Annotated in this window: 27 protein-coding genes, 3 pseudogenes and 1 riboswitch; of the genes and pseudogenes, 12 read left to right on the plus strand and 18 right to left on the minus strand. The window is 62.1% G+C overall.

Translation table 11 applies throughout. The features are described from left to right. Positions 1 to 843: 843 nt before the first annotated feature. The 8 genes and pseudogenes from FE851_RS26470 to FE851_RS27120 all read right to left on the minus strand — a co-directional run bounded on the left by FE851_RS26470 (position 844) and on the right by FE851_RS27120 (position 6,810). Positions 844 to 990, minus strand: a complete 147-nt coding sequence (locus tag FE851_RS26470) for a hypothetical protein (RefSeq protein WP_186378988.1) — start codon at positions 988 to 990, stop codon at positions 844 to 846. Between the two features lie 171 nt (positions 991 to 1,161). Next, positions 1,162 to 1,862, minus strand: a pseudogene (locus tag FE851_RS27425) (GMC family oxidoreductase). Positions 1,863 to 1,951: 89 nt separating this feature from the next. Next, positions 1,952 to 2,842, minus strand: a complete 891-nt coding sequence (locus FE851_RS25165; protein ID WP_145206890.1) for a TauD/TfdA dioxygenase family protein — start codon at positions 2,840 to 2,842, stop codon at positions 1,952 to 1,954. A 584-nt stretch (positions 2,843 to 3,426) separates the two neighbouring features. Further along, on the minus strand, positions 3,427 to 5,091 hold the full coding sequence (tnpC, locus tag FE851_RS25170; protein WP_145204637.1) for an IS66 family transposase: 1,665 nt from the start codon (positions 5,089 to 5,091) through the stop codon (positions 3,427 to 3,429). Positions 5,092 to 5,151: 60 nt separating this feature from the next. Then, positions 5,152 to 5,493: an IS66 family insertion sequence element accessory protein TnpB gene (tnpB, locus tag FE851_RS25175; RefSeq protein WP_145204634.1), complete on the minus strand. Its 342-nt coding sequence runs from the start codon at positions 5,491 to 5,493 to the stop codon at positions 5,152 to 5,154. Then, positions 5,490 to 5,846, minus strand: coding sequence for an IS66-like element accessory protein TnpA (tnpA, locus tag FE851_RS25180; RefSeq protein WP_145204632.1), 357 nt, complete (start codon positions 5,844 to 5,846; stop codon positions 5,490 to 5,492). The genes tnpB and tnpA overlap by 4 nt, the downstream gene beginning before the upstream one ends. Before the next feature lie 87 nt (positions 5,847 to 5,933). Continuing rightward, on the minus strand, positions 5,934 to 6,227 hold the full coding sequence (locus FE851_RS25185; RefSeq protein WP_145206891.1) for a hypothetical protein: 294 nt from the start codon (positions 6,225 to 6,227) through the stop codon (positions 5,934 to 5,936). A 106-nt stretch (positions 6,228 to 6,333) separates the two neighbouring features. Next, on the minus strand, positions 6,334 to 6,810 hold the full coding sequence (locus tag FE851_RS27120) for a hypothetical protein (protein ID WP_257551855.1): 477 nt from the start codon (positions 6,808 to 6,810) through the stop codon (positions 6,334 to 6,336). A 116-nt stretch (positions 6,811 to 6,926) separates the two neighbouring features. Here FE851_RS27120 and FE851_RS25195 point away from each other — a divergent pair, with 116 nt between their 5' ends. Beyond that, complete coding sequence (locus tag FE851_RS25195) at positions 6,927 to 7,223, plus strand: WGR domain-containing protein (protein WP_145206892.1); 297 nt, start codon at positions 6,927 to 6,929, stop codon at positions 7,221 to 7,223. A 17-nt stretch (positions 7,224 to 7,240) separates the two neighbouring features. Here the strand turns inward: FE851_RS25195 and FE851_RS25200 are convergent. Both FE851_RS25200 and FE851_RS27125 read right to left on the minus strand, forming a co-directional pair. Next, positions 7,241 to 8,164 (minus strand): annotated as a pseudogene (locus FE851_RS25200) (cobyric acid synthase); the annotation flags it as partial. Further along, positions 8,106 to 8,327: a TonB-dependent receptor gene (locus FE851_RS27125; protein WP_306999319.1), complete on the minus strand. Its 222-nt coding sequence runs from the start codon at positions 8,325 to 8,327 to the stop codon at positions 8,106 to 8,108. The pseudogene FE851_RS25200 and the gene FE851_RS27125, both read right to left, overlap by 59 nt. A 247-nt stretch (positions 8,328 to 8,574) precedes the next feature. Beyond that, positions 8,575 to 8,748, minus strand: a riboswitch (cobalamin riboswitch). Positions 8,749 to 9,165: 417 nt separating this feature from the next. On the opposite strand from FE851_RS27125, the gene istA reads away from it, so the two are divergent. The 5 genes and pseudogenes from istA (at position 9,166) to FE851_RS25225 (ending at position 13,161) form a co-directional block, all read left to right on the plus strand. Next, positions 9,166 to 10,665: an IS21 family transposase gene (gene istA, locus FE851_RS25205; protein ID WP_145201800.1), complete on the plus strand. Its 1,500-nt coding sequence runs from the start codon at positions 9,166 to 9,168 to the stop codon at positions 10,663 to 10,665. Next, positions 10,662 to 11,420: an IS21-like element helper ATPase IstB gene (istB, locus tag FE851_RS25210; RefSeq protein ID WP_137114004.1), complete on the plus strand. Its 759-nt coding sequence runs from the start codon at positions 10,662 to 10,664 to the stop codon at positions 11,418 to 11,420. Before istA ends, istB begins: the two co-directional genes overlap by 4 nt. Positions 11,421 to 11,554: 134 nt before the next feature. Beyond that, positions 11,555 to 11,635, plus strand: a pseudogene (locus FE851_RS27130) (integrase/recombinase); the annotation flags it as partial. Positions 11,636 to 11,698: 63 nt separating this feature from the next. Next, positions 11,699 to 12,157 (plus strand): RES domain-containing protein, encoded by a 459-nt coding sequence (locus FE851_RS25220; protein ID WP_145206894.1) that lies wholly within the window; start codon positions 11,699 to 11,701, stop codon positions 12,155 to 12,157. A gap of 257 nt (positions 12,158 to 12,414) precedes the next feature. Then, the gene (locus tag FE851_RS25225; protein ID WP_222422998.1) at positions 12,415 to 13,161 is read left to right on the plus strand and encodes an ankyrin repeat domain-containing protein; all 747 of its coding nucleotides are present in this window, start codon (positions 12,415 to 12,417) and stop codon (positions 13,159 to 13,161) included. A 102-nt stretch (positions 13,162 to 13,263) separates the two neighbouring features. On the opposite strand, the gene FE851_RS25230 is transcribed toward FE851_RS25225, so the two are convergent. The 5 genes from FE851_RS25230 to FE851_RS25250 form a co-directional block, all read right to left on the minus strand. Then, a complete protein-coding gene (locus tag FE851_RS25230; RefSeq protein WP_145206896.1) occupies positions 13,264 to 13,962 on the minus strand; it encodes a hypothetical protein in 699 nt (232 codons plus the stop codon). Positions 13,963 to 14,075: 113 nt separating this feature from the next. Continuing rightward, on the minus strand, positions 14,076 to 14,696 hold the full coding sequence (locus FE851_RS25235) for a histidine phosphatase family protein (protein WP_145206897.1): 621 nt from the start codon (positions 14,694 to 14,696) through the stop codon (positions 14,076 to 14,078). After that, positions 14,693 to 14,872: a hypothetical protein gene (locus FE851_RS25240; RefSeq protein WP_145206898.1), complete on the minus strand. Its 180-nt coding sequence runs from the start codon at positions 14,870 to 14,872 to the stop codon at positions 14,693 to 14,695. The genes FE851_RS25235 and FE851_RS25240 overlap by 4 nt, the downstream gene beginning before the upstream one ends. Beyond that, entirely contained in the window at positions 14,872 to 15,201 is a 330-nt protein-coding gene (locus tag FE851_RS25245) for a helix-turn-helix domain-containing protein (protein WP_145206899.1), read from the minus strand. Before FE851_RS25245 ends, FE851_RS25240 begins: the two co-directional genes overlap by 1 nt. Next, complete coding sequence (locus FE851_RS25250) at positions 15,185 to 15,565, minus strand: type II toxin-antitoxin system RelE/ParE family toxin (RefSeq protein ID WP_145206900.1); 381 nt, start codon at positions 15,563 to 15,565, stop codon at positions 15,185 to 15,187. Before FE851_RS25250 ends, FE851_RS25245 begins: the two co-directional genes overlap by 17 nt. 346 nt (positions 15,566 to 15,911) lie before the next feature. Here FE851_RS25250 and FE851_RS25255 point away from each other — a divergent pair, with 346 nt between their 5' ends. The 5 genes from FE851_RS25255 to FE851_RS25275 all read left to right on the plus strand — a co-directional run bounded on the left by FE851_RS25255 (position 15,912) and on the right by FE851_RS25275 (position 18,296). Next, positions 15,912 to 16,556 carry a SprT family zinc-dependent metalloprotease gene (locus FE851_RS25255; RefSeq protein WP_145206901.1) on the plus strand — a complete coding sequence of 215 codons (645 nt, stop codon included), beginning with the start codon at positions 15,912 to 15,914 and terminating at the stop codon, positions 16,554 to 16,556. Between the two features lie 83 nt (positions 16,557 to 16,639). Beyond that, the gene (gene parA, locus FE851_RS25260) at positions 16,640 to 17,293 is read left to right on the plus strand and encodes a ParA family partition ATPase (RefSeq protein ID WP_145206902.1); all 654 of its coding nucleotides are present in this window, start codon (positions 16,640 to 16,642) and stop codon (positions 17,291 to 17,293) included. After that, positions 17,290 to 17,604, plus strand: a complete 315-nt coding sequence (locus tag FE851_RS25265; protein WP_145206903.1) for a ribbon-helix-helix domain-containing protein — start codon at positions 17,290 to 17,292, stop codon at positions 17,602 to 17,604. Before parA ends, FE851_RS25265 begins: the two co-directional genes overlap by 4 nt. 38 nt (positions 17,605 to 17,642) lie before the next feature. Next, a complete protein-coding gene (locus FE851_RS25270) occupies positions 17,643 to 17,945 on the plus strand; it encodes a hypothetical protein (RefSeq protein WP_145206904.1) in 303 nt (100 codons plus the stop codon). Positions 17,946 to 17,996: 51 nt separating this feature from the next. After that, entirely contained in the window at positions 17,997 to 18,296 is a 300-nt protein-coding gene (locus FE851_RS25275; RefSeq protein WP_145206905.1) for a hypothetical protein, read from the plus strand. A 92-nt stretch (positions 18,297 to 18,388) separates the two neighbouring features. Here the strand turns inward: FE851_RS25275 and FE851_RS25280 are convergent, their stop codons facing one another. The 3 genes from FE851_RS25280 to FE851_RS25290 form a co-directional block, all read right to left on the minus strand. After that, positions 18,389 to 19,489, minus strand: a complete 1,101-nt coding sequence (locus FE851_RS25280; protein ID WP_145206906.1) for a replication initiator protein A — start codon at positions 19,487 to 19,489, stop codon at positions 18,389 to 18,391. 121 nt (positions 19,490 to 19,610) lie between these two features. Next, the gene (locus tag FE851_RS25285) at positions 19,611 to 20,138 is read right to left on the minus strand and encodes a GNAT family N-acetyltransferase (RefSeq protein ID WP_008832584.1); all 528 of its coding nucleotides are present in this window, start codon (positions 20,136 to 20,138) and stop codon (positions 19,611 to 19,613) included. Next, a complete protein-coding gene (locus FE851_RS25290) occupies positions 20,138 to 20,758 on the minus strand; it encodes a recombinase family protein (RefSeq protein WP_008832583.1) in 621 nt (206 codons plus the stop codon). Before FE851_RS25290 ends, FE851_RS25285 begins: the two co-directional genes overlap by 1 nt. Before the next feature lie 125 nt (positions 20,759 to 20,883). Here FE851_RS25290 and FE851_RS25295 point away from each other — a divergent pair. After that, positions 20,884 to 21,091, plus strand: a 208-nt coding sequence (locus FE851_RS25295) for a DUF4158 domain-containing protein (RefSeq protein WP_145206907.1), incomplete at its 3' end; no start/stop codon positions are given.

Consider the following 21,091-nt stretch of genomic DNA (forward strand, 5'->3'; position numbering starts at 1 on the left):
TAGCGTAGGATTCCGCCCCCTCCCGCAAACGCCCCCTCATTTCAGATTCACCCGCCCGCTATCGTCATTTCGATTACGCTTGGAGGGCGCGCGCGGGGCCTGGCGCTATCGTCATAGTGGATTCGCTTTTTCGTCACTCTGGATTCGCTTTTTCGTCATAGTGGATTCACCCACGCGCAAAAATCGGCCGATTATCTCCCTATTTTCAAGGAGATACGAAACCGCCAGAATCCCGTAACACATCACTAAACCCATATTTTAACACTAGGGCGAGGCTGTGGATAACTTTTGGCCGTCGCGCTTTCCTCCACGCCGAAAGGAAGAAAAGCGCCGCCTCTTGGGGCTTCGCCCCGCCGGCTCGCGCCCTACGGGCGCCCCGGATGGCTAAAGCCATCCTCCCACCCGGCATCCCCATGATGAGCCGGCTACGCCGGCACACTTTTTGTTTGTTTGGAATTGTTTAAACGCCGCGCCCAACCATCCAGCTCACCGCCAAGCCGAACCGTCCAATTGGCTTTCCAAAAAAGCCATGCGGATAGCGCGGCGATCAACATGAGAGGGCAGGGGAGACGGAAACGTCCCCGCAGGCGCGATTTCCGGCCCGCCCAGCCCCTTTTCAGGCGTCAGGCAAGGGGTGAGAGGGTCAACCGCCCACGGCGCTCTACGGGCCTCCCAGGCGGCCGATTTTCCGACGCGAGATCCTCGCGCCGTTTAAACGCCCTCACGCCGATCCTGCCTTGCGATCGTGGCCGTGCTATCAGGCCTCGGCGTTACCAAGGAGCGCATCGCCCGGCTCGTGGCCCGCGACTTGCCTCCGATCAAGCTTCCGCCGTCCGAGTTGCTCTAGGCGCAGCCAGGCAGCGGCGCGATCTTGTCGGTCGCATGATAACCGCCACGGTGGCAGAGAAGCGGCGCTTCATCCAAGCCCCGTGCTAGCGCTGAGACTTCGCCGACGACAAGCAGATGATCGCCCAGTTCGATCACTCGCATGATCTCGCACTCACCCCCAGGTAAGGAAACGACCGGTCCAGGCGATCGCCTGCCGAGCACCATGCCCCGCCGCTCGACATCGCTTCGGCATTCTCGCACATCAGCGTTCATCCAGGCTGCCATTCCAGATTCTGGATTGCCCCCCGGTCGCCCGCTCGTCGACATCGCCAATCATGACACTGGGCCGGCGGCGGCGAATGCCTGGGCCGTCGCGCCGTCCGTGATGAGAACGGCTGCAGGCATCTTCCGAATGTCTTGCCATCCTATGCTTCCACGATGGTCGCATGCCGCTGATTGTCGAGGCCGGTCTTGATCATGTCTGCCGCCTTCTCGGCGATCCGCGCTCGTAAAATCCTCGGCATAGGGATAACCGGCCTCGCGACTGGCCCCAATGAAGGCGCGCGATAGAGGATGGTTGCTTTCGGCCCGAGAGACCGGCAGCGGGCTCTGGCCACCGTGGAGCGCATCGCCGCCGCGCGCGAAATGCTCGGCCTTACGAAAATAGGGGAGGACATCATCCCAACCCCAGCCTGTTAGTCCGGTGGACTTCCATTGCTCATAGTCGAGTGGGTGGCCGCGGACATAGACATACCGTTGATCGAAGAGGATCCGCCCCAGACCTTCCCGCGAGGCCAGCTGATGCGCCGTCCTGCCAGATTAGCCTGGGGTTCGGTCTCGAAGCACCAGTTGAAATAGCGCTGCGTGAACCAGTAACCGGCCACGATCGGCACCTGGAGCAGCGGCTGGCGATCGCGTCCTCCTGCCTCGCTCAAGAGGATCTGGGCTCCGGGGTCTTCGGACAAACGATTTGCAAGGACACACCCCGCTGACCCGGCGCCAATGATGATATAGTCGAAGCCTTTTCCACCCACTGTCTTCGCCCTCTCATTGGCGACCCCTCTCGCATGGGGAACGAGCCTGTTCGGCGGCGTGCGCGTGCCCCGATCGAGATGCGCGTAGCCTAGATCGGTCGCGCGCCGACGCGATCCTCGCCAAATTCGTTGATGGTCGCCCGACGCAGATCCCGCCGGTCCTCCATGTACGCATATTCGGTCGCGCGATGCATAGTGCAGCGATTGTCCCAGATAACGAGGTCGCCGGGCAGCCATTTGTGTGAATATATATACTCCGGTCGGCTGGCATCCGAGATCAACTTGTCGAGCAGGGTCCGCCCGGCCGCCTCATCCATGCCGACAACGGTTGCGGCGTGTGCGCCGATATAGAGAGCCTTACGGCCCGATGCGCTTGTCCGTACAAGTGGCTGTGTCACCGGCGGAAAGGCGCGATCGAAAACAGTCGTGCCGGTGAGGCCACCCCTTTCGCGCGAGTAGGTGAGACTGTGAATGACGCTCAGTGGTTCGACCTGCTCCTTCATCGAAGGCGACAGCGCATCATAGGCTGCCCGTGTATCGACAAATTCGGTATTGCCCCCCGTGGGCGTGACGACGTGGGCCAACAACATCGACCATTTGGTCGGCAGGTCATTGAATGAGCTGTCCGTATGGAAGAGCTCGTTGCCCTTGGCGAACTTGCGGCGCAGCGTATCGGGTTTGTCCAGATTGCCGTTCTCGTCCAAGTTCGACACGTCGTAGAGTTTCGGATGGACGCGCGTCGGCCTCGTCCTCTCCGACATGCCGAGATCGGGCGGCAACTCCAAGGGCCCGAATGCCTTAGCAAAGCGGACCTGATCCTCGTCACTCGCGGCCGCCTGATCGCGGATAACCAGCACGGCATATTTGGCCATCGCATCTTCGACGGCATTTCTCGTTTCATCCGTCACCGGCTTGAGGATGTCGCAACCGAACATTTCTGCCGCAAAGATCGGATGCAGCTGATTGACCTGGAATGGCATGGCTCTCTCCTATGATTAGCTTCTGCAAAAGTAGATATAATGTTACGCATATCTGTGCAAGGGAGTAAGCGTCTGCGAAGGCGAATGGACCACTCAAGTGCGCTGAAAGGGAGGCGGGTTTTACGATACCTCCGTGCGGAGCGAAGCTGATGGCCGCCACGGATTGGTGCGTTGCACGCGGGCTGCCAAGCGCATTATTGCAGATTCTCGCAACGCCTTGCGAGAGCCGCGATACTGGCCTGCGCAAGTTAACGAGGTGTCTTTTGGCCGATTGCATCAAACAACGTTCACGCACAGAGATGAACGTAGATTGCTGGAAGTGCAGGGAGTGTTCATGTCCAAAGTGAGACCTCCTCTCTTCGAAGACGCTCCGCAGTATGGCGACCATTATCCGACCAACTCTCGCATCGAACGAGAGTTTCGCGCTATTTTCTTGATACTGCGGGCGGGCCGTCACTGGACAAAATGGGTCGACCAGCTGCTCGCCGAAAGATGCGAGCAAAGCCGCGTTCGCTGGGAGACTTTATCGGCCATCGCATTCGCCGAGGGGTAAGCATACGCCGAGTACCGCGGCGCAGTTTGGATCAGGCGGCGAGCGCGACTTGGGCGGCCTTCCAATTCCACGGGAGCAGTTCGTCGAGGCGGCTGACGGGATGGTCGGCGATGCGGGCGAGGACGTAGGCGAGCCATGCCTGCGGATCGACGTTGTTGAGTCGACAGGTCAGGATCAGCGAATAGGCGACCGCCGCCCGCTGGCCACCGCGATCCGAGCCGCAAAACAGCCACGACTTGCGCCCGAGAGGCACGCAGCGCAGTGAACGCTCGGCGGCGTTGTTTGAGAGACAGACCTTGCCATCGCTGAGGAAGCGGGTGAACGCGTCCCAGCGGCGCAGCATATAGTTGATGGCCTTGGCGAGGTCGTGGTTGCGCGAGATCCGGGCCAGCTGCGCGTTCAGCCATTTGTGGAGCTCGGCCATCAACGGCGCGCTGAGTTCCTGACGGACGGCGAGGCGCTCGGCCGGGCTCTTGCCATTGATGTCGCGCTCGATCGCGAACAGGGCGTCGAGCTTCTGCACGGCCTCGAGCGCGATCGGATAGACGATCGGCGCCTTCTTGCCGCGGCTCTTCTTGCGTGCCGCGCCCTCGACGTCGGCGAGCTCGAAAAACTTCCTCCGCGCGTGCGCGAAGCATCCCGCCTCGAGGATCGGCCCGGGCTGCCGGTTGGGCGCATAGAGCTCATTGTAGCCGCTATAGGCGTCGGCTTGCAGAATCCCTGACCAGGCCGTGAGGTGGCGCCGTGGATGGTCGCCGCATCGGTCGCGGGAATAGTAGAAGACGACCGAGGGCGGATCATTGCCCCCGAAGGGTCGATCGTCATGCACATAGTTCCATAATCGACCGGTGACGGTCTTGCCCTTGGCCATGACCGGCACGGTGGTATCGTCGCCGTGCAGGCGCTCGGCGGCGAAGGTGTGGCCCTCCATCAGGTGGAAGACTGGCATGAGCGCCTGACAGGCCGCACCGATCTGGTCAGCCAGTGTTGACACGCTGAGCGGCACGCCTTCGCTGGCGAAGCGCTCGGCCTGGCGGTGGAGCGGCTGATGCTGGCCGTACTTGTCGAACAGCAGCATGGCGAGGAAGCTGGGGCCAGCCCATCCGCGCGGGGTGACGTGGAAGGGTGCGGGCGGCTGCGTGATCTTCTCGCAATCCCGGCAGGCGAACTTCTCACGCACCGTCTGGATGACCTTCCACGAACGCGGGATCACCTCGAGCGTCTCGGTTATATCTTCGCCGAGCTTCGACAGGCGCCCGCCCCCACAAGCCGGGCACGAGCACGGCGCGGGCACGACGACGCGCTCGCGCGGCAGGTGGTCGGGAAATGGCTTCCTGACCGGCTTCCTGCGCTGGAAAGCGGAAACGGTTGCCGTCATTGCCGCGGCGGCTTCGGCGGCGAGTTCGTCCTCGGCCGCGTCGGCTTCGAGGTCTTCGAGCCGGAGCTCAAACTGCGCGAGCAGCCGCTCCGTGCGTTCGGCACTGGGGCCGAACTGCTCACGCCTCAGCTTGGCGTTCTGCAGCTTGAGGTGTGCGATCAGCGCTTCGGTGGCGCTCGCGAGGGCGCGGGCGTTGGCCAGCTCGGCCTCGACGCTTGCGGCGCGTTGCTCAGCCTCGTCAGCCCTCAGAAGCGCCGTTGCGAGGAGCGCCTTGAGCGCATCGGCGTCGTCCGGAAAGGGCGAAACGGCGGCTTCCATGAACGAAGTGAATCATCCCCAGGCCCCGAGGGCAAGCCGAAAATGCGCGGTCTTGTGAAGTTATCCGGCACTCTGCGGACGCCAGCTATACTGCGGGTTGCGCCAGTCGATCCCGTCGAGCAGGCAGGCCAATTGCGAACTCGTCAGCGACACCACGCCGTCCTTCGCGGAGGGCCAGATGAACTTACCCTTCTCGAGCCGCCGTGTGTACAGCGACATGGCAATCCCATCATGCCAGATAATCTTTATCAGCGATCCGGAGCGGCCCCGGAAGACCCAGAGATCGCCGGCGAACGGGTCCCTGGTGAAGTGCTGCTGGACCATCGCCGCCAGGCTCTGCATCCCGCGCCGCATATCGGTATGGCCCATCGCGATCCACACCCGCGCACCCGACGGGATCATCGCACCGCCCTCAGCGCAGCCGCTGCCAACGCCGGCGGCGTCGATGCCGAAATGCGCATCCGCCGACCATCGGTCAGCTCCAGCACGATCGCCGCTTCCGGCTCGGTCGGTGCGGTGGGGACCACGGCCGGCTCCGGCGTATTGTCGATCACCGCCGGGACGAACGCCTCTTGCACCCGGCGCAGAGCCGCACGACGCCACTGATAGATCAGGCTACGAGAGACGTCGTACCGCCGCGCAACGTGCTGGACCTTGGCACCAGGCGAAAACGCCTCACGAAGAATCTCGAGCCGTTCCTCATCCGACCAATCCCGGCGGCGAGCAGCCCCCGTCAACACCGTCACCTGCGTCATGGCTGTCCTTAAGCGCGTCCTTATGTGCGACCTTAAGGACGTCCTGCGCACTCCTCTGCGCTTCGGCAAGCGGGTCAGGCCGGACGGTTACAGCCCGTCAAACCTAAGCTCCGGATCGAGGGCGTCACTGGCGGCGGTGGGTCCCCTGCCCCACATATCGAGCATTAGGCCACGCTCGCGCGCGTCCTGCGCCGGCACCTGGGAAGCGAAGAGCGGGATTCCGCGCGCGATGCACCCCATCCCGATCGTCTGCACGTGGGCGACAAGCTGGCGGCGACAAGCCTCGGGAAGTGCGCCGAGATAGTGCGGCTGCATGTCGTGGATCAGCAGCGCGCAGCGGCCGGGCTCGATAGCCCAGCTCACCTTGTTCGAGAACGTCACTTCGCTTTCCTCCCTCGGAGGCCGCCGCGACAGGTGACGTTTGCTGATTAGACCATTCCCCCCGGCACGGCGGCGATGGTCATGAATGATGACGACATGCCGCTCCCTAGAGGGAGCGCCAATAGTCCGCGCAGAACAGGGTGGCAGAGTCGGTCATCGGCGACTTAATGGCATGCGCGGCACCGACAGGCAATGCGGTGGATGAACGCTTAGCGTTACTGCGCTTCAGGTCGATCGCCGACATGGCGAGGGAAGAGGGCGAGCCACCTACGGCCGCAACTTCTTCATCCACACAGCGTGGTCTCGGGCTCCGGGTATCCTTTGGCCGCACAGGTACGGCATAAACCTCGCCGTAACCCGGCACGATGACCGTGCGCGCAACCGCACGGGGATCATCGGTTGGCACGGGCTGGACAAGAACAGTGCCGCGTCCCGGCACATAGACCATGCGCGGTTGCGGAGCCTTCTGGTCGGCCGACTGCGCGGCGATCGGCGAGGCCGCGCCGATCGCGAGCATCAAGGCTGCTACGGTCGAAGCCCTATGGCGCATGAAAAAACACATGAACTGAACCAGGGAGAGCATCAAGCATTGCCGGCTGAGTTATCGCGACACTTCTATAGACTTTGTGAATCAATGGGCGGCTTTTGATTCAAAGAAGTCGTCGGACAACGCAGAGCTGATTTTGTAGGCTTTGCGCCATGAAAGGCGCAATTATCCCCGATGCGATCGAGTTGGTGGCGCTCGATCCGGCGCGCAACATCCGCCGGCGCTATAGTATCACCGCGAGCCTCGACCTGTTCGGCATGATCGTTGTCGAAACCCGTTGGGGCCGGATCGGCACACGCGGCCAGGCGCAGCGCCACGCCTTTCCCGATCGCGCGGCGGCCGAGCGTCATATCGCCGCCACTCTGCGCCGGCGGGGCACCGCCAAAATCCGGATCGGAGTGCCTTATAGACCAATGACAGACGCCGGCGATTGGACGGAGAGCGTTTAAACGGAGCCGTGCTACTATCAATCTCGGCTCGCCTTTGATGAAAGGGCGAGGATCGTATCGACATCGATATGTCGTTCGAGTTCGGCGGCAAGACCATCGAGCGCGGCATCGACCGAGGCGTGATAATCGACGCCCGCGCCATTGCCGCCGAGCCGCGCGATCCATGCTGCCCGCTGCCGGGCATCCGCCAGCAGCCCATGAAGATAGGTGCCCGAGACCAAGCCGTCTGCGCTCACGGCACCATCGTTGCGGCCGCTGTCGAGCCGCACGAGCGGGCGCTCTGTATCGGGACCAAAGGTAGCGCCGATGTGCATCTCATAGCCCTCACACCGCGCGCCCAGCGCCTCGCCCGCGACCCGCCGCAACGTCTTTTCTCCAGCTAGCACGGTTTCGACATCAAGCAGGCCGAGGCCCGCCACATCAGCCTGTGCGCCCTCGATGCCGTCCGGGTCTGCGATGCGCTTGCCGAGCATCTGATAACCACCGCACAGGCCCAAAACCGCGCCGCCATGACGATGGTGGGCGAGGATATCAATGTCCCAGCCTTCGCGCCGGATCGCGGCAAGATCGGCGATGGTCGCCTTGGAGCCCGGCAGCACGATCAAAGCAGCCTCGACCGGGATTGGCTGACCCGGGGAAATCATCGCCAATTCTATGCCCGGTTCGAGCTTGAGCGGATCGAGATCGTCGAAATTGGAGATGCGCGGCGTGACGAGGCAGGCGATGAGCAATCGGCCGGAGGCGAGCGCTTGCCGCCTTTCGAGCACGACCGCATCCTCGCTCGGGAGCCGCGCGCACTCTGCGAGCCACGGCACCACGCCGAAGCCGGGCCAGCCCGAAAGGCGCTCGATGTCGCGATAGCGGTCCTCGAACAGCGCGGGATCACCGCGAAACTTGTTGATGAGGAATCCCTGGATCATCGCCGCGTCTTCGGGATCGATCCCCGGCTGCGGGATCGTTGAAGTCGATCCCGTCCACAAAGACCAGCGTGTGGTTCGCCTCCGCTCCGCGAATGCGTATCTGGGTGAGCGAGCCCTGCGTGCCCGATGACGCGACCGTGAGGCGGATAAGGTCGAGCGCGAGGGGCTGGCCCAGTGACTCGATCGTCTTGGCATCGAGCTGGAGGCGGGCACGTCAGCGGACGCTACGGGCACCAGCGCAGCGGTAACGACGATATCGGGCGGCACCGCGCCGTCCACGGTGACAGGTCCGGCAGCGGCAGCGGCAAGAAGTAGGGCGATGGGCATGGAAATTCCTCCGGGTAATGCGACATACGTTGTCGCCCCAGAGGATCGGCACGGTCCCGCCAAAGGCCCACACTTCTCCACGCGCTTGCGGCTGGACCCGGCCGGGCGCGGACGACGGCGAGGGTAGGTTCCCGACTTGCCGGCTCAACCCGAAGGCTCGCGCACTGGCATTACGGTTGCGGGCACAGCGCCGGAATCACACCGGCTTCCCTTTTCACCGTCCCCCCGCATCCGCCCAATGGCAGCGCGTGGACGGCACCTTCGCTTAGCGTACTGCTTAAGGGTGGGCGGAAAGGAGTGTCAATGTGAAGAAGGCCAGTTATGGGCACGCTCGCCATTATCTGGGTGATGCGTAACTCAAAACTTTTGCATCAGGGCGATGGTGCTTGAAACAGGGATACTGGCAGCAGAACAGCGCCAGAATGTGCATCAGATTTTTGCATCACGGAGAGGCGCAGATTTCTGCGCTTTCTAGTCTGATGCAAAACTTGTGAGTTCTGCATCAGCGGGGGGTGTTCTCCTGTTTTTCGTCTCAACCGCGCGGGGTTTCGGGCAACTAAAACCGTGCTGAGGCTGAGAGCGGCGGTGCAAAAACCTACCACGGTAGCGGCGGGATAGTCCCGCTTCGGGCGGCGTAAAAGTCGTCCACCTATGTCCTGTCTGCAGCGTGCAGGGAGGGCCGGGAGATCTATACCGTGGAACTTTATCGGGAGGTCCGCGTCGCCTGTGGGAACGGCATGACCCAGCGCGAGGCGGCGAGGCATTTCAACATATCGCGCGACAGTGTTCGCAAGATGCTGTCGTATTCGACCCCACCCGGCTACCGGCGGCAGGCTCCGGTGCGCCGGCCGAAGCTGGATGCGTTTGTTTCAACGATCGATCACTGGCTTGATGAGGACGTGAAGGTACCGCGCAAGCAGCGGCACACGGCCAAGCGGGTGTTCGACCGGCTTCGCGACGAATGCGGGTTCACCGGCGGCTACACGATCATCAAGGATTACATGCGCGAGCGCGAGCAGCGCCGACAGGAAGTGTTCGTGCCGCTGTCGCACCCGCCGGGCCATGCGCAGGCCGACTTTGGCGAGGCGATGGTGGTGATCGGCGGCGTGGAGCAGAAGGCCCGCTTCTTCGTGCTCGACCTGCCGCACAGCGACGGCTGCTATGTGCGAGCCTATCCGGCGGCGGTGGCCGAGGCCTGGGTGGATGGCCACATCCATGCGTTCGCCTTCTTCGGCGCGGTGCCGCAATCGATCGTCTACGACAATGACCGCTGCCTTGTGGCGAAGATCCTGCCCGACGGGACACGCAAGCGTGCGGCACTGTTCAGTGGCTTCCTGTCCCACTACCTGATCCGGGATCGCTATGGCCGTCCGGGAAAGGGCAACGACAAGGGGAACGTCGAGGGGCTGGTCGGTTATGCCCGGCGCAACTTCATGGTGCCGATCCCGCGGTTTGCGACATGGGATGCGTTCAACGCCTGGCTGGAAGAGCAATGCCGCAAGCGTCAGCATGACAGGCTGCGCGGCGAGAGCGAGACGATCGGGGAACGGCTGCAGCGGGATCTTGCCGCCATGCGTCCATTGCCGGCGGCACCCTTCGATGCCTGCGACCAGGCCAGCGCCAAAGTGACGGCGCAGTCGCTGGTGCGCTACAAGACCAACGACTATTCGGTCCCGGTCGCCTACGGGCATCAGGATGTCTGGGTTCGCGGCTACGTCGACGCGGTGGTGATCGGCTGCCGCGGCGAGATCATCGCCCGCCATCCGCGGTGCTGGGAACGCGAAGACGTCGTCTTCGATCCGCTGCATTACCTGCCGCTGATCGAGCAGAAGATCAACGCGCTGGATCAGGCTGCTCCTCTCCAGGGCTGGGACTTGCCCGGCGAGTTCGCCACGCTGCGCCGCCTGATGGAGGCGAGGATGAACAAGCACGGCCGGCGCGAGTACGTGCAGGTTCTGCGGCTGCTGGAAAGCTTCGACCTCGCCGATCTGCATGCGGCGGTGAAGCAGGCCCTGCATCTCGGTGCGATCGGCTTCGATGCGGTCAAGCATCTGGTCCTGTGCCAGGTGGAGCGCCGGCCGCCGCGACTGGACCTGTCGATCTACCCATACCTGCCGAGGGCGAATGTCGAGACGACCTCGGTCAAGGCCTACATGCGCCTGCTCGGTAACGTTGAGGGGGAGGAAGCGGCATGAGCACCGAGGCCCCCGAGATCCTGCTTGCCCACTATCTCAAAACCTTGAAGCTGCCGACCTTCCAGCGCGAGTACCAGAAGCTGGCCCGGCAATGCGCCGCCGAGGGCGTCGATCATATCGGCTATCTGACCCGGCTTGCCGAACGGGAGATGATCGAGCGCGACCGCCGCAAGGTCGAACGCCGCATCAAGGCGGCGAAGTTCCCGGTCGTCAAAAGTCTCGACAGCTTCGACTTTGCCGCCATCCCGAAGCTCAACAAGATGCAGGTGCTGGAACTGGCGCGTTGCGAATGGATCGAGCGGCGCGAGAATGTCATCGCGCTCGGTCCCAGCGGCACGGGCAAGACTCATGTCGCCCTCGGGCTCGGCCTGGCCGCCTGCCAGAGGGGCCTGGCCGTCGGCTTCACGACCGCCGCCGCACTGGTCAGCGAGATGATGGAGGCGCGCGACGAGCGGCGGCTGTTACGCTTCCAGAAGCAGATGGCCGCCTACAAGCTCCTCATCATCGACGAGTTGGGCTTCGTGCCGCTCTCGAAGACCGGCGCGGAACTGCTGTTCGAGCTGATCTCGCAACGCTACGAGCGCGGCGCGACCCTGATCACCAGCAATCTGCCCTTTGACGAGTGGACGGAAACACTCGGGTCCGAGCGCCTGACCGGCGCGCTGCTCGACCGTATCACCCACCATGTCAACATCCTCGAGATGAACGGCGAAAGCTACCGTCTCGCCCAAAGCCGCGCCCGAAAGGCAGGCTGAAACCCTCACCAAAATCGCCGACGCCGCAAGCGGGAAACTCTGGTCGGGCTACGCCCTCCCGACGTTCCCCGCTTGCGCCGCCAAGTGGCCTACTTTTACGCCGCCGTGTGGCCGGATTTTGCTCCGCCGTTGACAGCTCGACCCGCACCACCCAGCTCTATGACCGTCGCCCCGATGACGTGACGCTTGACGAGGTGGAGCGGGTGTTGATTTGAGCCGGCGTTGGGGAATCGAGGGTTTTCGTTGCCTCGTAAGGCTATGCTTTGCATGGTGAAGCCATGAAACTTTGGCGATTGACTCAGAAAGAACATCTGGCCCTTGATGGCAAAGGCGCTTTGCAGTTTGGGGGGCGAGACTTCTCACCCGGTCAGCCCATCATCAGTTTTGCGAGCGAAGCCGGATTAGCTGTTCTTGTCGCCTTGCGGTATCTTCAATCCGGCGATGCCGATATGGATTATATGTTGGGCTGGACCCTGGTGAACGCGGTGCCGGAACGCGTGCCCGACAGTCTGGATGACCAGGCTAAAAAAGCTTTCGTGGACGAATGGGCCGGCTCAGCGCGTTCCCTCCTGATCGCTGTGCAATCGGCCGTGCTGCCGGAGGCCGATGTGATCCTGATGAATGCCCGGCACCATGCGGCGCAGGCGGTAGCTCCGCTGACAACACGCCCGTTTCGCTTTTCCGAGTGCTTGCACCGGCCGCCGATGCTGGATCAGTATCGGTCAACGCTTGTTTGATTTTCGGCGCACGCCGGGAAATTGCGAGGTGACGGAAAACCCCACCGGGCTGGTTGTCGTGCATCCGGGCAATCCGACAGGGTTTTTCGGACATTGTTAGGGATGGAGAGGCGGCGCAACAGTGTGAGAGGCCGGAATCTCTAGGATTTGCGCCGTCCCCTGCCGGATTTCATGTGTTTTCCGTCGCCTCAACGATAAAATCGTCCGATTGCTCGCGTTAGCAGGGATTGGTATTCTGGAGGGAAGAGGGCACCGCGTTGTTTGGTAAATTATTCAAAAGTGGTTCAATATCCCCGGCGCGGCAAGTCTGGGATGCTATGGAAAGCGGTGATCCAGCGTTAGTCCGCCGCGTCTTCATAAGATTCCCGGATGAACTCGCAAATGCGGAACCGGTGACCGGATGCCATTTTCATAATGCCTGCGGGCGCGGCAACATCGCCATTGTTGAGGGTTTGGTCGATGCTGGGGCGGACATCAACTTGCGGGATAGCCGCGATGGCGTCGCCCCTATTGCAGAGGCGTGTGCGAATGGCAGGGTTCAGGTAGTTGAATTTCTGCTATCGCGTGGTTGTAAATTGGATGTTTCTACGTCCCTCCGAAATCCTCTCTTTTCCTGCATTTCTTCTTCACTTTACCGCAATGCTACGTTCGCGACCCAAGCCGGATATCGTGATGTGAATGAGGCAATCGACAATCTTGTCCAATCGGCCCGTCTCCTTATCGAGCATGGCATCGATTTGACCGCTTGCTATATTCAGGACTCGATGGTCGATATGGATGCGGCTGCTTTCGCCTACATGATGGGGCGAGAAGAAATTGCTAAGGATATTATAGCAGCCCTCTATGGCCATGACGAACGGCTCACCGCCGCTGCATGGGCGGAAACTATTGAGGTCGCTCTTGGCAACGCATTCAGCCGACAGAAATTCAGGAAGCTGCGGTATCCATCAAAGCGCGGCAAGAACGCAGACCAGCTACCCGCTACCGGCGAGTTTTGGGTTTAGCTTTCTGACGCCCGACAAACAGGCCATTTCCGACGCCCGCCATGTGATTGCCGTCAGGGCAAAGCTGTCGGTCGGCACGCGACCGGTTGCGGACGTTCGCTACTATGAAGCGGAGGCAAACGCCGCTTCCGCGACGAACTCCAGCCGCGATGCAATCGCATCCACGCCCGAAAGTTCCTTGCCCACCTCATATACTCCGTTGTCGACAACGCCATCTCGGCGAGCATAATCGGTGTAGCTCTGTATCAAAGAGGGCACGCGCTCCGGTTGCGCGAGGGCCGCAGCGGCGACGCCGTAGTAGCCCCGAAGTGGGAAGTTGTTGCAGAGCGGGTGCGTGTGCCCTTCGATGGGCGCATTTAAACCAACGGAGCACTCGTAAATGTCCGAATAGTGGCGAAAGAACTTGAAGCCGTCTGTAAGAAGCATTTCTGAAACACAGGATGCGACAGAACGTGTTCCCGCTTCCATTTGGTCGGGAGAAATGACCTTCTCGTTATCTCTCGCCTCGTCGAAAGGGAAGTATCCAAGCCCCCGGTAGAGGGTGGTAGTATTCTTCTTATTAACTTCACCCCATATATGTCCGAGCCGATTGACAATCTCATCGACTTGGTTGTGCCGAACGCCTAGACCTACGTTGATCACATAGGGGCCACCCTTGCCCATCGCGAACGATGGAAACGAGAGATAATGGAATCCGAAGCTGGTGCGCCTCTTAAATCCCAGCTGCGGCTGAGACTTGAACCCCTCTTCACGCAACATCGGTTCAAGAAGGGTCTTTAACGCTTGCTCAGCTTGATTCATCAACAGCCCACCGGTTTAGTTGGAGGGGTGTTGACTGCCACGGCGAGTGTGCGCTTTCCACCCCATTCTAGCCGTTCCCTGTCCGACGCGCGAAAATCAGGCGGTTTCCGCCATCACGCGGCGACGGCCGACGCACAGGCCCAGCGGTCGCCCTGCCAATGGAACCCTACCCGCTCCGCGTTGCTGATCGCTGGCGGCTCGCCCTTGCGCCAGAAGGCGCGCATCTTGGCCCGATCGTCCAGATGGGCGTCGGCGACGATCGCGCGCGCGGCCTGGATGAACTGCCCATGCCCGAACACATAGACCAGCGATCCCGCAGGCATGGCGGCGAGGCGCGCAAGCGCCGCGTCGCAGCGCCGGAGCAAGGCGCGGAAACTTTCCGCCCCTTCCCCGTCGCAATAATCCGGGTCGGCCGCGCTCCAATAGCGTTCGAGGTGCGGCATCCGTTCGGCGCTGCGCGTGCCGTTCCAGCGCGCCGGTTGCAGATAGGTGAACTCTTCTATCGGCCACGTCTCCACCGGCACGGCGGGGAATCTGGCGATCGTCGGCGCGGCGGTCTGCCGGGTGCGGGTATAGGGCGAGGTGACGATGAGCGCGGGCGCTTGCGCCCAGCTCGCCGCGACCGCGCGCGCCTGTTCGTGGCCCCGCTCCGTCAGCTCGATCGTCGCGAGGTCGTGACAGGGAACGCCGGCGTTGCCGGTGCTTTCGCCATGCCGGATGAATATCGCCCTCATGGTCTGCGGCCCTTGGCGCGGCGCGCGAGCAATTCGGCTCCCGTCTCGCCAGCGCCGATCTTCTGCGCCGCCGCCAGTGCGGCCGCGATCTTCGCCGTATGGGCATCGCTGCGCGCGCTGCGCTCATTCCGTTCCTTCAACAGATCGGAAAACGAGCGGCGGCCGATCAGGCTCATTACAATACCCCTTCGATGCCCTTGCGGCGGATCACGTTCAGGATCGCGAGTGCCGGCCCCTTGGCCTGCTTGGTGCCGCGTTCGAGCTGCGAGATATAACCCGGCGTCAGGTTCGTATATTTGGCCAGGGCGGCCTGACTCAGATGCGCCCGCTTGCGAACGCTGCGGATTTCTTCCGGGCTGATCGGCTCGGCCGAGGGCACCACGTCCGGCCCCAGGTGGCGAACGGTGATCTTCTCATAGGTTTCATCGCCCATCAGGCCGGCGCGGTGCATGTCCTCGGCCGTTTCCAGCAGGGCTTCGGTCAGTTTGCTAAGCTTCTTCGCCATTGTCGATTTCCTGTAGCTTGCCCTCGCCCACGGCGTCATCAAGGGCGGTGTCGTCATGTTTCAAAAATTCGGCGGCGATGTCCCGCAAGGTCTGCAATTCGTCGTCCTCGATGTTATCGCGCTCGTTCTTGGCGAAGCCATAGAGAAAGAACGCCCGTTCCTCCGTCCGATAGGCGACGATCATGCGGAACCCGCCCGATCGCCCCTGCCCTGGTCGCGCGACCCGCTGCTTGATGAGGCCGCCGCCCAGATCGGCGTCGATGATTCCGCGCTCCGCCCGCGCGATAGCCTCTTTCAAGCCCGCATCATCAATTCGTTCGCGCCGGACAAACCGCGCGACCCATTTGGTTTTGAAAATCCGCACGGCATTGTCCTATTAACACTATGAACTATAGCACATGATCGCATATTTGCAACCTTGGGGCGGGCATCCGCGAACGCCCTCCCCGTCTCTCACGCATGGTTGTCACAGCGAATAAGCGATTTAGCGCCTGCCGCTGGCGCGGCACCGTGGCTCTAGTCGCGCGCGCTCCCCAAGCCCGCATGCGGTCTTGGCCCAAGGTGACGATCCACATGGCGGGCGAGAGCGCGTGCGCGGATCTCGCTTGGGCGATGGGCCGGCGCGGGCGCCGGCATGTCGTGTGTTGAGTGGGGAGAGGACCTGTCTCTTATACACATCTAGATGTGTATAAGAGACAGGAGTAGAGGCAATGGAACAGGACAACCGCGAAAGCTGGCTCAACCGGGTGGCGCAGGGCATGGCTCCGCTGTTCGAGGCGCTGGAAAGCCCCCTGCCCTCGCGTGTGCGCGTGGCGATCGGCTTCACCAGCAGGGGAGCCAAGGGCAAGGCGATCGGCGAGTGCTGGGACAACCGGCTAAGCGCGGACGGGCCTTTTGAAATCTTCATCCGCCCGGACCTGGCGCACGCGGCCGACGCCATGCCGGCGCAGATCGCGGCCATTCTCGCGCATGAGCTGGTCCATGCCGCTGTCGGCAGCCCGGCAGGGCATGGGAAGGCGTTTAAACGGGTCGCGCTGGGGCTTGGCCTTGTCGGGCCGATGCGCGCCACCACTCCCGGCGAGGCGTTCCTTGCGGCGGTCGCGCCGATCCTGGCCGATGCTGGTCCCCTACCCCATGCCCGTCTCGACACCGGCGGGGAGTCGACCGCGCCCAAGAAGCAGAAAGCTCGGATGCTCAAATGCGAGTGCGCGACGTGCGGCTATACCGTCAGGACCGCGAGCAAATGGCTGGAACTGGCCGGAGCGCCGCTCTGCCCGATCGAGGATCACGGCCAGATGAGCCATGAGCCGCTGGACGATGACGAGGCCGAGGGAGACGAGGGCAAAGGGGGTTAAGCCCCCTCCCCTCTCCCCCTTTCATTCGGATGCCGCTTGCTCTATGCCCACATGCAAACATGCGGTCATGTAAGGATATTCACATGCCAACAATTGCCATCATCAGCCAGAAGGGCGGCGCGGGGAAAACCACCCTCGCCCTGCATCTGGCCGCCGCCGCCGAGGATTCCGGGCATACCGCGCTGGTGATCGACCTGGACCCGCAGGCGACGGCGAGCCAATGGGCGGCATGGCGTCAGGACGCGCCCCCGGTCGTGATCGACAGCGCCCCCCCTCGCCTCGCGGCCAAGATCGAGCAGGCGACGGCGCAGGGCGCGGCGTTCATCGTCATAGACACCCCGCCCCATGCCGACAGCGCCGCCAGCGCCGCCGTCGAGGCGGCCGACCTGGTATTGATCCCCTGTCGGCCGAGCGCGTTCGACCTGGCCGCGATCAAGACCACCGCCAGCCTTGTGAAGATGCGCGGCAAGCCCGCTTTCGTCATCTTCACGGCGGGAAGCCCGACCGCGCCGCGCATGTATGACGAGGCCGCGCAGCTTGTGCAGGGCTATGGGCTGGACGCCTGCCCGCTGCATGTCGCCGACCGCGCCGCGTTCCGCCACGCGGCGACCGAAGGGAAAACCGTGATGGAGATCGAGCCGAACGGCAAGGCGGCCGACGAGGTGCGCGAGCTTTACAAGTGGGCATGTAAGCATGTAAACATGCCAGCATCTAGGAAGCGGAGGGCCAGCGCATGAGCCGGAAGCCATCATTGCTTGCATTGCGGGATCGCGAACCCGCGCCGTCGCCGGCGTCGGCCGAGCCGGAGGGCAGGGCATCCGCGCCGATCGCGCCCAGGACCGGCACGGCGACCGGCAGCGGATCGAGCAGCAGCCCGGTTGCGCCGAGCCGTCAGGGCAAGAAGGCGATGACGGGCTATTTCAGTCCGGAAATGTCGTTCGCCATGCACATGACCGCGCGCAAGCACGGCATGAGCTTGCAGGACGCGATGGCCGAGGCGTTCAACGACTGGCTTCGCAAGATGGGGGAAAGCCCTGTAGGCAAGTGAGCATGTGCACATGCAAACATCTGCGTTAGGGAATGTTCATGGCCGTTCTAATCATATCCGCCATCTTCGCGCTGCCGATGCAATGGATGATTTCTCGGTCAGAGCCTCTTTCCAAAACAGTGATCGGGTCTGCCCCCCGCGCGCTCGTTCTTAGTTTTACCCCTGTTCTGGCGATCTGCGTGCTGGGGCTGTTCAATATTGGAGCGATGACCCTAACGCCCAGGCCCGGCCAAGAGGGAATGGTGATTCCGTCCTTGATCTTCATAGGAAGCGGGTTTGTCGCGGCCCATATTTTCCATCTTTGGCTGATCGAGAAAACCTTGCGCCGCAACGGCGACTAAATACCAGTTGCGGGCATGTTCACATGCAAACATATTGGGGAGGGCGCATATATGTTCGTTGTCGAAAATGTTGACGATCTTTGGAATCATATAGCCTACGTACGAGGCTATGCGCCTGACGACTTTCCGTATCGGGATTTCCTCCCCGAAGATCAGCAGATGAACTTGGATCGCGCCTTTGAACTCTTGCGTCAAGGAGTGGAGGTTGCCTACCCGGAATCTGAGCATGAGACAAAGCGCGCAACGCTCAATGAAATATTGGGCCGCTCCTTTGCTGCTTATAAGGCAGGCGAAGATATTGCTGCGGGGCATTTACTGAATGAGTTCGAGAGCCATATTTTCAAACGATAGCAGTCAATCCGCAAGATCATCCATTTCCGGTGTGTTCACATGTTCACATGCTTGCATGTGAACATGTCCGCTTGCCCGCATAGGGGCGAAGGTCAGCGCAGCGGCTTGCGTTCGTGCCGTTTCTTGCAGAATCCGAGGAAGGCGGCGCGGGGGCTTTTCAGTTCGGGCTTGCCCATGTCGTGCCACCACGACACCCATTCGTCACGGAGCGCATACACGTCATAGCCTGGCGCGGCCGTCTTGGCGTCGTGCATGGTTTCCGGGTCGATATAGGGCGCATCGTCGGCGATGGCGACCGGATCGGGCTTGCCCTTGAGGCCCGAGCGGTTGCGGAACAGGATAACGTCATCCTCCATCGTCACCGCATAGTCGGGGAAATGGCCGTGATCCGCGTCATGTTCGCAGACCTTCTTGACCAGGGCGCGGAACACTCGGAGCGGACTGTTCGAGCCGCATTTCTTTTGCAGCAGCTCTAGCCCGATCTTCCATTCGTCCTTCACGCCGCAATGCTTGCGGGCCAGCTCATACATGCGCCGCTCGAACGGCTTGCGGAGCCGGAAATAGTCGCGGTGGAGCGTCAGGACGTTCTTGCTGATAACCGAGCGATAGACCCAATCCGACAGGGTGATTTCCAGATCGAGCATCCGCCCGTCGAACGTCTTGCGGGTGATCTTGGCTTCTTCGATCAGGCCGAAAATCCGCGTTTCCTCGACGCCGCCCGTCTGAATGTTGGTCCGCACGGTCGTTCCGCGCAGGCGGGTGAGGGCGTCGGCCATCAGCCGATAGCCTTCGCCGCTGGTCTGCCGGTTGGTGGCGACCAGCATGTCATAGGCTTGCAGGCGCACGGTGCGGCTAGGCTGCTCGCCCCGGTTCATCTTCGCGACGAGCTGCGAAATGCAGTAGATCAATATGTCCTTGTCGTGGATCGTCGCCAGGCCCTTGCCCGAGGGGATAATCTCGATGATGTTGCCGTTATGCTCGTAGCGCCGCATCCGGTTGTCGGGCTTGGTCGAGAGCGAAAAGACCGGATGCTCCATCGAGGCCATGTCATCCTTGGGGATGGCGTCCAGCACGTCGCAGATGAACAGGTCCTGGTTGGGGTGCCGCACCGGCAGCAGGGGCGTGCGATCGTCGCCGTCCACGGCGGGGGGCGGCACGGCGTCGAACAGGGAAGGGGCAGGGTCTATCGTCATTTCAGTGACAGAGAGCTACTATCGTCATTTCACATACGCAAGCGGATTATCGTCATTGGGGGCGTTTGCGGGAGGGGGCGGAATCCTACGCCAAGCTCGCCCAGATAGCCGGCGCGAGATCTTACTTGTTGCTGCCTTCTACGGTCGCGCCAGAAAGGCGACGGCTCAGTTCTATCCGGCGATGGCTACGCATTTTGAAGGTGTCTGGCCCAACGCGCCGATACTCAATGAAGCCGAGAGAACGCCAAAATCGCTCTGCCGCTTCATTCGCTTCCAGCACGGCCAACCGAATCTCTGTGGCACCTCTCGCAGCGGCCCAGCTTTCGACCGTCGAGTAAATTGAGCGTCCGACGCCACGACCACGCTGTGCGGCATCTACGATCATGAAGCCGAGATACCATGTGCCATCACGCGGATAATCGCGGAGGATGGCCGCGATTGCATATAGGCCGCCAGGCCCCTTCCATCCCAGGACAGCTTGATTGTGGGCGCTCTTTTCGGGCGGCACATCGGAGAAAAGCTCGCGAGCATCGTCCAGCGTGGGCGCGGCCCCGTCCTGCAACAGGAAATAGTCGCTGCAACGGTTGTACAGGTCTGCAACGTCTGCGGCGTCCGCTTGGGTAAGTTTGATCGGGGCTCCCGTCATCATCATCGCGTTTTGGCAGCAAGCACGCGCTGACCGTAATCCCGGAGTTCCCCGTTGGGACCGACATAGCGGTAGAGAGTGACGCGCTCGATCCCGAGTTCCTTGCAGAGGTCGGAAACGGACGTGTCGCGTTGGGCCATAGCAGCCTGAGCGAGCCGCACCTGGGCCTTGGAGAGGGCGAACTTGCGGCCACCCTTGCGTCCCCGCGCGCGGGCAGCGGCCAGGCCAGCCATGGTGCGCTCGCGGATCATATCCCGCTCAAACTCCGCCAGTGTGGCAAAAATGCCGAACACCATCCGGCCCGATGGCGTCGTGGTGTCGATCTGCGCGCCCTTGCCGGTGAGCACCCGCAGACCGATACCGCGATCCGACAGATTCTGCACCGTGCTGACCAGGTGGGTGAGCGTTCGGCCGAGCCGGTCGAGCTTCCAAACGATGAGGACATCGCCGTCGCGCAACGATTTCAGGCAGGCGGCAAGACCGGGGCGATCATCACGGCTACCGGATGCACGATCATCATAGATATTGCCTGGCTCGACACCGGCAGCGCGAAGGGCATCGTGCTGCAGGTCGAGCGACTGCGAGCCGTCGGCTTTGGACACGCGGGCGTAGCCGATCAGCATGGATCACAAACGAAGGTTTGAGGCGGTGACGAACATGAGCACATAAGATTGGGCTATTGTGTATCTTAACCAGCATCTCAATCAAGCTATCTCAAACCGTAGCTCGGAAAGTATAAGGAGCATGTATGCCGCGTCGCGTGACCCTGACCGATCGACAGCGCGAGGCGCCGCTTCACTTGCCGGTCGATCAAGGTGAGCTGCTGCGGCACTATACCCTCAGCGATGAGGATCTCGGGCATATCCGCCAGCGCCGGCGCGCCCACAATCGTTTTGGCTTCGCGCTGCAACTGTGCGTCCTGCGCTACCCGGGCCGGGTGCTCGCTCCTGGCGAGT

The organism is Sphingobium sp. B2 (assembly GCF_007693735.1).
Lineage (GTDB): Bacteria > Pseudomonadota > Alphaproteobacteria > Sphingomonadales > Sphingomonadaceae > Sphingobium > Sphingobium xenophagum.